The 12,729-nt window shown below is 35.7% G+C and carries 11 protein-coding genes; 3 read left to right on the top strand and 8 right to left on the bottom strand.

The window, feature by feature from the left end:
• Positions 1 to 2 precede the first annotated feature (2 nt).
• The gene (locus AC5YGG_RS19340) at positions 3 to 806 is read left to right on the top strand and encodes an SDR family oxidoreductase (RefSeq protein ID WP_496146065.1); all 804 of its coding nucleotides are present in this window, start codon (positions 3 to 5) and stop codon (positions 804 to 806) included.
• A gap of 67 nt (positions 807 to 873) precedes the next feature.
• Here the strand turns inward: AC5YGG_RS19340 and AC5YGG_RS19335 are convergent, their stop codons facing one another.
• Positions 874 to 2,475 (bottom strand): T9SS type A sorting domain-containing protein, encoded by a 1,602-nt coding sequence (locus AC5YGG_RS19335; protein ID WP_496146064.1) that lies wholly within the window; start codon positions 2,473 to 2,475, stop codon positions 874 to 876.
• A gap of 260 nt (positions 2,476 to 2,735) precedes the next feature.
• Between AC5YGG_RS19335 and AC5YGG_RS19330 the strand changes: the two genes are divergently transcribed.
• Positions 2,736 to 3,659 (top strand): alpha/beta hydrolase, encoded by a 924-nt coding sequence (locus AC5YGG_RS19330; protein WP_496146063.1) that lies wholly within the window; start codon positions 2,736 to 2,738, stop codon positions 3,657 to 3,659.
• Between the two features lie 147 nt (positions 3,660 to 3,806).
• On the opposite strand, the gene AC5YGG_RS19325 is transcribed toward AC5YGG_RS19330, so the two are convergent.
• The 7 genes from AC5YGG_RS19325 to AC5YGG_RS19295 all read right to left on the bottom strand — a co-directional run bounded on the left by AC5YGG_RS19325 (position 3,807) and on the right by AC5YGG_RS19295 (position 11,222).
• Positions 3,807 to 4,838: an IS110 family RNA-guided transposase gene (locus tag AC5YGG_RS19325; protein WP_496146062.1), complete on the bottom strand. Its 1,032-nt coding sequence runs from the start codon at positions 4,836 to 4,838 to the stop codon at positions 3,807 to 3,809.
• 450 nt (positions 4,839 to 5,288) lie between these two features.
• Positions 5,289 to 6,089, bottom strand: coding sequence for a phosphatase PAP2 family protein (locus tag AC5YGG_RS19320; protein ID WP_496146061.1), 801 nt, complete (start codon positions 6,087 to 6,089; stop codon positions 5,289 to 5,291).
• A gap of 23 nt (positions 6,090 to 6,112) precedes the next feature.
• Positions 6,113 to 6,856: a COG4705 family protein gene (locus AC5YGG_RS19315; protein WP_496146060.1), complete on the bottom strand. Its 744-nt coding sequence runs from the start codon at positions 6,854 to 6,856 to the stop codon at positions 6,113 to 6,115.
• A gap of 165 nt (positions 6,857 to 7,021) precedes the next feature.
• Positions 7,022 to 8,056: a sulfite exporter TauE/SafE family protein gene (locus AC5YGG_RS19310; RefSeq protein WP_496146059.1), complete on the bottom strand. Its 1,035-nt coding sequence runs from the start codon at positions 8,054 to 8,056 to the stop codon at positions 7,022 to 7,024.
• A gap of 103 nt (positions 8,057 to 8,159) precedes the next feature.
• Positions 8,160 to 9,446: a PorY family sensor histidine kinase gene (porY, locus tag AC5YGG_RS19305; RefSeq protein ID WP_496146058.1), complete on the bottom strand. Its 1,287-nt coding sequence runs from the start codon at positions 9,444 to 9,446 to the stop codon at positions 8,160 to 8,162.
• A 35-nt stretch (positions 9,447 to 9,481) separates the two neighbouring features.
• A complete protein-coding gene (locus AC5YGG_RS19300) occupies positions 9,482 to 10,162 on the bottom strand; it encodes a response regulator transcription factor (RefSeq protein ID WP_496146057.1) in 681 nt (226 codons plus the stop codon).
• A gap of 70 nt (positions 10,163 to 10,232) precedes the next feature.
• Positions 10,233 to 11,222, bottom strand: coding sequence for an aldo/keto reductase (locus AC5YGG_RS19295; protein WP_496146056.1), 990 nt, complete (start codon positions 11,220 to 11,222; stop codon positions 10,233 to 10,235).
• A 216-nt stretch (positions 11,223 to 11,438) separates the two neighbouring features.
• Here AC5YGG_RS19295 and AC5YGG_RS19290 point away from each other — a divergent pair, with 216 nt between their 5' ends.
• The gene (locus AC5YGG_RS19290) at positions 11,439 to 12,713 is read left to right on the top strand and encodes an NAD(P)/FAD-dependent oxidoreductase (RefSeq protein WP_496146055.1); all 1,275 of its coding nucleotides are present in this window, start codon (positions 11,439 to 11,441) and stop codon (positions 12,711 to 12,713) included.
• Positions 12,714 to 12,729: the final 16 nt, after the last annotated feature.

Below are 12,729 nucleotides of genomic sequence, written 5' to 3'. Positions count from 1 at the left end.
TGATGAATAATTATTATAACGACAAAGTAGTCTGGATTACGGGAGCATCATCAGGAATCGGAGAAGCTTTGGTAAGGGAGCTGGTAAAAAACAGTAATGCTAAAATTATTCTTTCTTCAAGAAATGAGGAACAGCTATATGAAGTAGCAGAAAGTGCCGGACTTACCGTAAACCAATACGCAGTAATACCTTTAGATTTAAAAAATTATAAAGAAATGCCCGATATTGCAGCACTGGCAATAGAAAAGTTTGGGAAAATTGATATTCTTATTAATAATGCGGGATTATCACAGCGCTCACTGGCAATAGAAACAGATATAGAAGTTGATAAACGTTTAATGGATATTGATTTTATCGGAACTGTGGCATTGACAAAGGCTGTGGTTCCTTATATGATTAAAAAAGGAGGCGGACAGATTGCTGTAGTTTCAAGCCTGATGGGCGTTTTCGGAGCTCCGATGCGTAGTGGTTACGCGGCTGCTAAACATGCTCTTCACGGTTTCTTTGATGCTTTACGTGCAGAATTATATGCTCAACATATTTTGATAACAATCATCTGTCCCGGATTTATACAAACCAATGTTTCCATAAATGCTGTTGTAGGTGATGGTTCTACGCAGGGAACAATGGATGATGCCACCATGAAAGGAATGCCTGTAGAGGTTTTTGCCAGAAAAATGTTATCTGCTATTGAAAAAAAGAAATATCAAAAAGCTATTGGAGGTAAAGAAGTATTAGGTATTTATCTGAAAAGATTCTTTCCAAATCTGCTGGCAAAGATCATCCGTAAAGCAAAAGTAGTCTGAATGCATTTTATAATACAAAAAACCACACAAACAGTGTGGTTTTTTCGGTTTACTATTTTTAGTATCCTTATTCTATAATGAATTTCTTCGCTATTTTTTGTGTACCTCCAACTATATTCAGAAAATAAACCCCTTTTTCAAGGTGATTTGTATTAATCGTTGTTTTTAATCCTTCCAGTTTCTGCTGATGAACTTTTTTACCCAACATATCTGTAATGGTAGCTTCCATAGAAGGGGTGAAATAATCAAGCTTTACCATAATGTGATCTTTTGCCGGATTAGGGAAAACATTAGCTGTAACGGCAGCATCTTTTGAAACTTCGTTAGTTGCCAGATTCTCAGGGGCAAGTTTTACAACCCAAACATCATAATTTCCATGATTCCCGGTTACATCACCATTGTTAGATGTAGAACTTCCTGCAATTGCATATCCGCCATCCGTGGTTTGGATTACAGAGCTAGCCTCATCCGTTCCAGATCCTCCTAAACACTTTTGCCACTGAATATTTCCTGTAGCACTGAGTTTTACAGCCCAATAATCAAAAGAAAGAGGCGCTTCTCCAGGACCTGTAACTTCTGGAGGATGATATCCTGTTACATCACCATCAGTTGAAAGAGTATTTCCTACTACCATATACCCACCATCAGAGGATTGGATAATAGAAAATGCTTGGTCTATTTTTGTCCCACCCAACGCTTTTTGCCATTGAAGATTTCCTGCTTCATTTATTTTTACAACCCAGGCATCCGTTCCACCGTGATTTCCCGTTACATCTCCATCAGTAGAAGATGATTGACCTGCTATAATATATCCACCATCTGAAGTTGCGACCATAGAATATGCTAAATCTGGATATAATCCTCCAAAAGATTTTTTCCAAAAAACAACACCACCATCAGAATTTAATCTTAAGATCCAAAAATCTGCGTTGCCATGATTTCCTGTTATATCACCGGTATTTCCTTCAGCAAATCCGGAAACTGCATAACCACCATCGCTGGTCTGAACAATGGAAGTCGCTCTGTCATCTGCTGTTCCACCGAAAGATTTTTTCCACTGGATATTCCCATCAGAATTTATTTTTACGATCCAGTAATCGATGTAACCTTTATTTCCCCCTACATCTCCATTATTTGACTTAGAATGTCCTGCAAATACATATCCGCCATCTGTAGTGGGAACTATTTTATCGATCCAGTCATCATCTGTTCCACCGAAAGTTTTTTTCCAGTGAATAACTCCTGCGTCAGAATTTAATTTTAAAACCCATCCATCATCAAACCCATGATTTCCTGATACGTCACCGTTGTTTGAACCTGTAGCTCCTGCAACCACATATCCCCCATCTGCAGTCTGAATGATGGAACATGCAAAGTCATTTTCTGTTCCGCCTAAAGATTTTTGCCATTGAAGATTTCCTGTTGGATTTAATTTTACAAGCCAGTAGTCATAATTTCCGTGATTTCCCGTTACATTACCATTGGTTGAACTGGAACTACCAGCTATCATATAGCCACCATCAGCAGTTTGAATAATAGAATTTGCATAGTCTGTACTTGTTCCTCCTAAGGACTTTTGCCATTCTATAGCTGGAGCTTGTGCCATACTAAAGCCTGAAAAAAACAGACCTGCCAAAACAGGAATAGTTTTTTTATAATTGAATTTCATAGTTTTTAGCTTTTTAGTTTAGAACAGCAAAAATATAACTTATAATAGAATAAATATTAATATTTTATATTTTTTTCATTCATTTAGTGTATTCTATTTTATGCTTATGGAATTATATTGTCATTTAACAATTAATATTACAGTTCTTCATCAGTAAAATGTATCCGTTTTCAGGTAATATGTCTACCTCCTTTGAAAGTTGCCAACTGTACATTTGTATCATAAAATAAATAGAGTAATCAATCACTAAAAAAAGTATTATGATTCAGTCAGTAACATTTAAAAATCTTCATTGGAACGTATCAGCAGATTTATATTTGCCTCCAAATTTTGATAAAGACAAAAAATATGCAGCCATTATCAGTGCGCATCCTATAGGAAGCTGTAAAGAACAGACCTCTGGAAATATTTATGGGCAGGCGTTGGCAGATGCAGGATTTGTTGTATTAGCATTTGATGCCTCTTTTCAGGGAGCAAGCGGTGGAGATATCCGTTTCATTGAAGATCCTGCATGGAGAGTAGAAGATTTTCGTTGTGCCTGTGATTATCTTGTAACCCTTCCATATGTAGACGAAAAACGTATTGGGGTATTAGGCATTTGTGGCGGTGGCGGCTATGCCATCAATGCAGCAATGACCGAACGTCGTATTAAAGCGGTAGGAAGTGTAACAGGAGTCAATTATGGGAGACTTTGGAGAGAAGCTTTTGGAAACTGGAACCCTATTGAAACCCTAGAAAAGATTGCAGAACAACGTACTGCTGAAGCAAGAGGCACAGAACCTCAAATCAATCTTTTTTTACCTCCTTCTGTAGAAGCAGCAAAAGTTGCAGGAATTAAAGATATTGATGTATTGGAAGCTACAGAATACTACAAAACTGCAAGAGGAGAAAAGCCAAACGGAGCAACCAGCTATTTATATTCCAGAAGCAGCGCTGCTGTGGGTTGGGATGCTTTTTATTTGGCAGAAGTATTGTTAACTCAGCCATTAATGGTGATAATTGGTGATAGACCGGGAGGATTTGGAGCGTATAGAGACGGGCTGGAAATCATGAGAAGAGCCAGATCAGAGAAAAAAGAACTGGTGATTGCAGAAGGATGGTCACATTATGAACTTTATGATCAGCCAGAACCTGTAAAAATTGCTTTAGACCAACTGATTCCTTTCTATCAGGAAAACCTGTAATATCATCAAGATAAAAAAGCACCGTTCATTATTTGAACGGTGCTTTTTCATAGAATTGGTCGTAATCATTATTCATATATTTACCACTTTCAAAAACTGAGGGATAATAATATTGTATGTATGCAATTTAATTTAACGCAAAGATTTCTATGTTAATATGCAAGAATTTTTTTCTCTATTTGATAGAAATTCTTTTTGGGGTAAAAAATGTTCATTTCTGTTAATTATAGCAATAATTCGATGGACAAGTTTATTCTTAACTGCATTTAAAACGTTCATTTTATTTTTCCCTTCGCTGACTTTTCTATGGAAGTAAGCTTTTAATTCCTGATCTGATCTTATAGCAGCCATTGCAGCCATATGAAGTAATTTTTTTATTTTAGTATTGGCCATTTTTGATACTCTTTCTTTTTTTACAACCTTTCCTGACTCATTTTTAAAGGGAACCACTCCAATGTAGCATGCCAGATGCTTAGGATTTTTAAAGGATTGAAAGTTATTAGTGGTCACTATTAAATTAACAGCACATATATTACCAATCCCTGGGATAGAAGTTAAGAGTTCTTTATTACGACTTATCTCATTATCACCACTCGTTATTAATTCAATCTTTTCCTCTATTTCCTTAATAGAGGTCTCAATAATTTTCAATGTCTTTTTATAGGAGTGATTGAGAATTTTATATTCAAAAATATCATGACTCATCGCTTCTCTCAATTGATTGGTGATAGCTACCTTTTGAGCCAGCAATGTTTCTCTACACTTAATCAGGGTATTGATTTCTTTTACTCTATCTAAAGGCTCACTATAAGTAGTAATTCTATCATTATACCTTACTGCATATTCCGCAATCCGAAAGGCATCTTTACGATCACTTTTACCACGCATATCAGTACTGGCACGTTTAATCTTTAATGCATGTTCGACCCATAAACTTATATCTAATTTTATACATACCCTCTCTAAGGGACGGTTATAAATACCTGTATTTTCGCAACAAACAAGAAGATCTTCGCTGTTTATTTTGAGGGTTTGAAGCATTTCTTTCAGATAAGATCTTATGCCTTTTTCGGTATTCTCGATAACACTGTGGCTTTGGAGATTCAAACTTGTATTGATTACACTACAATCCAATTTTGATTTGGAGACATCAATTCCTATTACGTACTTTTGTTTCATATGAAAAATATTTTTTTCCACATGGAGAGTTTTGTCTAAGCCCTTGATAATAGGTCTGGAACCTTAATTTCTATTATGACCTTACTCTCTAAGAAACAGGGTTCATAATCTTTGCATAGGTCTGGGAACCTTTTTTTAGTAATGATTCACCCTGTTTCTTGTGGAAGATTAATAACTGAAAAGCTAAGAATCTTTATTGGTTTATTAATAATTACAAACTAAAGGTTTTAGCCTCTTATCTCATATTTTCAGGGGGCAAAGGATGGAATCAATTTCATTGATTCTTTCTAAGCAAATGTATATCCACTAAGCTTCTTCAGCGAGAAAGCGTACTTTTAGCTTCCTAAAATAAGAACATTTGAATCATCTTTCTTTGTGATTAGAAAATGACCTATTGGTTCAGTAAAAGGTTAGACTTTGTACTAGTTCCTAATCTTTGCTCCTGATCCTTTAAAAACTTTTTACCAACCCTATTCCAACTATTTTATTCTGATAAAAAGGCATAATCATGGTAGAAGCAGATAATTTTTTATCTTTATTTTTCCCACGCAGCATACTGTCAATTTTTGGAAAAAGCCAATACGCAAGTTCTGTAGAAAGAATCCCGAATCCTGCCCCCGCAGCTACATCTCCCAGCCAGTGTTTATCATTCAACATTCTGTAAACTCCGGTAAACACAGCAAAAGGATATCCGGAGAGGCTCAGCCAAAAATTAGTGTCTTTATACTCCCTAAACATAAACTGAGCGGAGGAAAATGCTGCTGCAGAATGCCCTGAAGGAAATGATAAGGTATTGGATTGATCAGGTCTCTCTTCTTTGACAAGATATTTCAATGGCATTGTAAAAGCTGCGACAATTAACTGAGACGAAGCATAAATGATGGTACGGTCTCTGAGGTTATGTTTTCCTTTTATTCCCATTGCATTAAGCCCATATACCATTACAGCAGGTGCATACTGGGTATAATTGTCGAGATTGATACGTGCCGGCTGATGTTCATTGATTTCCGTACGAGTAGAAACGTTGAGCTGTTTTATATTATTCATAGTTAAACCAGCCACACCATAGGCAATTAATGCTCCGGGAATGATGAGACTTTTATAATTAAGTGTATTCCTTACGATACTGATGCTATCCTGTTGAGGTTCCTGTACCGTGGTGCTGTCATTTGTGCTCTGTGCATTGATGTTACCATAAAATGAATTAACAACGATAATACAGATCAGTGTTTTTTGAAGAAGTTTGACCATTATAATTAGAATAAAGAAGAAATTTAAAAAGATGTTTCACGATGTTTCCTTTGAGAAATAAAAATCATGATTGCTATTAAGCCGAGTGATACAAGGGATGCATTCATAGTTCCCAGATCCAGCCCTCCTTTTGCCAGAGGTTTTGTCAACAGATCTCCAAACGTTGCCCCAAACGGGCGGGTAAAAACAAATGCGATCCAAAATAAAAGCACATGATTGATTCTGGTAAAATAATGAAGCAAAACCACTATCAGAATGATTAATCCGGTAATACATGCTCCTGTCATATAACCCAATCTTAAATTATCACTCAGAAAGTCCCCAAAAGCTGTTCCCAGGCTGTTGGAAAATAATATGGCTATCCAATAATAAAACTCTTTGCTTCTCTCAGAAATAGGATAAACTTCAAGATTACCATACCTTTTGTTCCATAGAAAAAGCGAGATCAGCAGTCCGAAAAGAAGGATTAAACTTCCCACAAGATATCCGGCATGGAGTGTTCTGTCTATAAAATCAGAAATTTCTGTTCCTAAGGTTGTAGTTCCGATAATCACCATCCAATAGACCGGCGGACTATATTTTTTAAGAGTAAGCTGCACAGATAATATGAGAATGAAGAATGCCAATGTGATGATAATTCCCATAGTGTACCCTAAGTTTAAAGTCATGGAAATAAAATCACCCAGCGTTTCTCCTAATGTAGTCGCTACAATTTTCATCAGCCAGAAAAGTATGGTAACGGCTGCTACTTTGTTTGCTGTTCTCATTATATTATTTTTTTATTCGATTGAAATTATTCTTGTTCAAAACTTTAAGCTTTAAATAGAATATTTTAAGACATCTTCACTAGCAATTCAATACTTCCAATCCAGTGACATCAAAATCACTGAAAGAATCTGTGAACTACTATTTCCTCTCCATTATTAATATCATTACGCCTTAAATTTTGTAAGTACGTTGTCTTTGTAACAGTAGAATTCGTGACTTGTTTTTTTCCCCAGTGCATACACCTTTTCTATATGCACTTCATCATAATGTTCTATGAGACGATGATATTTTGCTTTCAGATCTCCTGACAGCTCTTCCGGGCGGATACTTTTCTCAATTTCTACCCCTTCATGTGCCTTGTATTCCAATACCAGACGGGTATCTTTCCAGGACATTGTATAAATATTCTTTTTTGCTGTAGATGAGCTCTTGAAAGTAATTTGATCCTGTTGAATAATTTTATTTGAAGTACTTGTCATTAAAGTGATTCCTGATACAACCATTGCTGCGTATCCTATCTTCTTAAATAGATTTTCACTAAGGTGAGGAAGAATATATTTTACAGTATATGAAGAAACAATTGCAGCCATCGCAATAGCAATACCTAACCATAAAGCCGTATTGGAATATAATCCCAACGAAATATAAATGATCAGTTTAATAAGATGAAGAAAAACCTCATTGGCAGCACGTGTTGCTACAATTTCTTCCTTTTTAAGTCCGAATTTCAGATAAAAACGGTTGAAAAGAAGCCCTACAGCTCCTGTAATACCAGAAATAAAACCCGCCAGGAAACCAATCACAGCCAATGTAGATTTAGGATATTCTTTTTCTGCTTTTTCTGTTTTATTTTTTGAACTGAAAAGCTGAGGAAGATTGGCAATCAGAAAGAAAGCAACCATCAGCTGAAGATAATTGGGATTGACATATTTGATCAGATAAGCCCCCAATAAAACTGCCGGAATAGAAAACGGAACAAACCACAGGAATATTTTCCAGTTGATATGCTGCTTAAATACAGCAATTCGTGAAGCTGAACTCGTAAAAGTTCCGATTGTAAGGGAAAAAGGAACCAGAGAAGTGGGAAGCAGCAGATTCAATATAGGAATAAGAATAAGACTGGCACCACCGCCGCAAATAGCACTGATCCAAAAGGCAACAATAGTTCCTGCAAATAAAAGGATAATTTTTAAAATCATTTCTAAATAAAATTTACACTTCAGTATGTAAATATTTTCACTACAAAAGTGCAATCTGATTTAGAAGAAATTTTGAATTTTGATTTTAGAGGTGTTAAAGAAATTATAAATTAACAGAAAAAATATGTTTCCCGTTTTGAAATCTGTAATGTGCTGTCCAATGATGAAACTTACAGATCTCCTGAATAATAGAGAGTCCTAATCCACTACCATTATTATTGGCAGATAACTTTGAAAACCTCTTAAATAATAGATTGGTATTCAGTTCTTCATCTCCTGAGTTGGATACTTCAAAAACAGAATCTGTAAGTCGAATAGAAATACAACCTCCCGGATAAGTATGACGAATAGCATTGATGATGAGGTTATTGATCAAAACTTCTGCCAGACCATTGTTCCCGTTTACTGTGATATTGCCGGCTATTTCCTGTTCTAATTTTATATTTTTCTGTTCAAAATGTTCCTGAAGGATATCAATAATTTGATGCAATATCTCATCCAGTAGAATTACCTCAGAATTATCGAACTGATGATTCTCTATTTTTGCCAGTAATAAAAGGTTTTTATTAATTCTGGAACTTCTGGTGAGCGCTTTATTCATATCTTCCACAATCTGATATTGCCTTTCTGTAAGATCTTTATCCTGTAGCAAAAGATCAAGCTTGTTTTTAAGAATCGCCAGTGGAGTCTGTAGCTCGTGAGAAGCATTCTCAGTAAATTCCTTTTGGGTTTTATAAACAGAAATATTACGTTCTATAAGCTTTTGAAGAGATTGATTCAGCTCCTCAAACTCTGTAGTATCTGAAGAGGGAAATTCAATTTTACTCTGGCTGTTTAAGTTAAAAGTTTTTAACCGGCTCAATGTATCTCTGAAAGGTTTCCAGATAGAAGCTGAAAGTTTTCTGTTCAGATATAAAAGTCCCAGGACAATCATTACAAAGAAAAACACGGTAATCATGGCAATTACCCCAATGGTTTCATGAGATTCTTCAATATTGGTCTCTATTGTAAACAAATACGGGTTTCCCTGAATATAAATTACTTTTTTCAGGCATCTATATCGTTCCTTTTTATTTTCTGCAGTAAATGAAATAGGTTTTTCACTGATATAAACACTGTCTTTCTTTACTTGTTCTGCAGAAATCTTTTCGATATCTGTTTCTGGCTGAATACGGTTCCATAAGGCAATACTTTGGTCCAGCTCTTCATCTGAAAGCTTTAAATGATTGAATTTATAAGCAGTTTTTTCTACAATAATCTGATTATGCTCATCCAGCTCCCCCTGCCAGATTGTATCTACCACAAAATAATATACAGGAATACTTATCATCAATACAATAAGCACATAGATGATAAAAGGTTTTGTGGTTTGCGTTAAAAGAGGTTTCAAAATACTGCTAGATTATAAATTGTTCAATAGACATATTATTCCGTTTCTGTCCACTTATAGCCTGTTCCATACACCGTTTTTAAATAATGACCGGAACCTGCATCATAAAGTTTTTTCTTAAGATTTTTCACATGGGCATAAACAAAATCATGATTATCAAACATATCGGCAAAATCTCCGGAAAGATGCTCAGCAAGTGTACTTTTGGAGATAACCTTATTTTTGTTTCCTATAAAATAAATCAGAAGATCAAACTCCTTTTTCGTTAAAGAAATAGGTTCATTATTAACAACCACGGACTTAGCCAGAAGATCAATCTGAAGCTCATTCTGTCTAATCACATTAGAACTGTGGAATTGTTTTCTTCTGATAACAGAATATACCCTTGCCATAAGTTCCGATAAGTGAAAAGGTTTGGTAAGGTAATCATCAGCACCCAATTTTAATCCTTCAATCTTGTCATCCAGCGCATTTTTTGCTGAGATGATAATGACGCCATCCTCTTTTTGCTGTTTTTTTAATTCCTCTAAAATAGTAAGTCCATTCCCATCAGGAAGCATAATATCCAGCAAGATACAGTCATAATCAAATGCTTCTATCTTGCTCATGGCTTCATGATAAGTACCTGCATTCTCACAGAGATAATGCTCTCCGGATAAATATTCGGAAATACTTTTGGCAAGTTCAGCTTCATCTTCAACGATTAGAATTTTCATGGGATAAATCTATAACTAAATTTTGAAGAAATTTTGAAGCTTTATTAAATACTGACAAAATCAGGTAATTCTATTGCGGAACCTGAGCTTTTCCATAGATCAATCCTTCTGCTTTGAGTTCTTGCCAGAAACCAAGAGGAATATCTGCATGCAATGCTTTCAGATTATCCTGTACCTGACCCGGCTTACTCGCTCCGGGGATAATAGAGGCAAACTCGTCCGATGCCAGTACAAAATGAAGCGCTGCATCTATAATATTGATATGATATTTCTCTGCAATAGCCATTATTCTTGCTCGCTTTTGTTCCATTCCTTTCGGAATGACATCTTTGTAATTATATCTTTCCCTTCCTGCAATATATCCGGAATTATATCCCGCTCCGGAAACCAGTTTTACCCCAGCTTTTTTAACGGCTGGAAGAAGTCTGTCAACAGCATCTTCATGTTCCAGAATAGAATATTGAGTGGCAGAAAGACAAATGTCAGGATCTGCAGATTCAATACAATCGAGAATAGGCTCAATTTTATTGACTCCCATACCCCATGCTTTAATAACCCCTTGACTTCTAAGCTCTGAAAGAATTTTAAATGCCCCTTCCCTTGCCTGCTTCAGAAAATAAGGATAGCGGTCTCCTACCTGATCCTCAGAAAGATCATGAATATAAACAATATCAATGTGATCTAATCCGGTTCTTTGCAGACTGTCTTCAATAGACTTTTTTATAGCATCAGCAGTATAATCATGCCTGAAATCATAATTAAGCGGATTTTTCCACATCGTAGGAGGTACTTCAGATTCAGGAACTTCCCGGAAAAGCCTTCCTACTTTTGTTGAAAATATAAAATCATCATGGTTTTTATCCTTAAGAAAATGACCAAACCTTCTTTCGCTTTTGGTAAGCCCATACCATGGTGAGGTATCATAATATCTTATTCCGGCATTCCATGCTGTCTGAAGTATCTCATAAGATTCCTCATCTGTAATATTTTCAAAAGCAGTACCTATGGCTACTCCTCCTATTCCCAGTCTGTGTTTTTCTGTTAAAAGCTGCGTTATCATATTAATATATTTTGGTGTTTTATATACGCAGCAAACATCATGCAGACTTAAACCATACATAATATGTGTAATGTTAATTTAGCTGTCTAGGTCACGTTAATAGCTTATTATGACCAGTCTTTGCACTTTCTTATAGTATGTTAAATATTTGTTTTTGGGCTGCTTTGGTCCTGTTATTGAATAAAATATCTTACACCATTTCAATATTCACATCATATGAAAAAGCACGTTCTAATCGTAGGAGGAGGATTTGCCGGAATAAATCTTATCAAATCTCTCCAGAATGACAAAAGATTCAAAATTACTCTGGTAGATAAAAATAATTATCACTTTTTTCCGCCATTAATTTATCAGGTAGCAACTTCATTTATAGAAGCCTCCAATATCAGCTACCCTTTCCGAAAACTATTCTCTAATAATAAAAATGTAAAATTCCATATGGGAAACCTGATCAAGGTGCATCCTGAAAAAAAATCTATTGAAACAGATACAGGAATTTTAAGTTATGATTACCTCATTCTTGCACTCGGAACAGAATCCAATTTTTTCGGAATGGAAAATGTGAAAAATTGCGCTCTTCCTATGAAAAATATTGAAGAAGCCCTTTATCTGAGAAACCACATTCTGTTAACTCTTGAAGAAGCTGCACGCAATAAAGAGATTACAGAAGCTGAAAAGCTGCAAAACATTGTGATTGCAGGTGGAGGTCCTACCGGTGTAGAGTTGGCAGGAATGCTTGCCGAAATGGGAACTTATATTGCACAGAAAGAATATCCTGAGATCAAATTAAAGCTTTCAAGCATTTATCTGATTGATGCATTACCTTCCCTTCTTTCACCCATGAGTAAGCTTGCCCAGCAAACAGCTTATGAAAAATTAAAAGAATTAGGAGTGAAAATCCTTTTGAATGTTTCCGTAAAAGATTATGTGGATTCCAAAGTTATTTTGAGTGACGGAACATCAATAGAAACGGAAACCCTGATCTGGACTTCAGGAGTAATAGGTCGCGAAATAAATGGCTTACCCGAACAAAGCATTGGCAAAGGAAGAAGAATTCTGGTAGATGCCTATAATAAAGTGGAAAACACTGAAGATATCTATGCCTTAGGAGACATTAGCCTTATGCTTTCAGAAGAAAAATATCCCAAAGGGCATCCTCAGCTTGCTCAGGTTGCTATTCAGCAGGGTAAAAATCTTGCTGCCAATTTTAAGCGCATAGAAGACGAAAAAGTATTGGAACCATTCCGCTATAATGATAAAGGAAGCATGGCAATTATTTCAAAGTATAATGCAGTAGTAGATCTTCCAAAGCATTCCTTTAAAGGTTTTATTGCCTGGCTCACATGGCTTTTTATCCACATCATTCCTTTGGTGGGATTTGGAAACAAAATTCAGCTGGCAATAGATTGGTTCCGATTATTTATTACTAATAATCCGTCCATAAGGCTGATCCTTTATCCTAAAAGAAATACAGAAAACGGATCTTCCTGAAGTAAAATATCAATTC

The organism is Chryseobacterium sp. CS2K3 (assembly GCF_059515185.1).
This window is presented reverse-complemented; position numbering and strand designations above follow the sequence as displayed.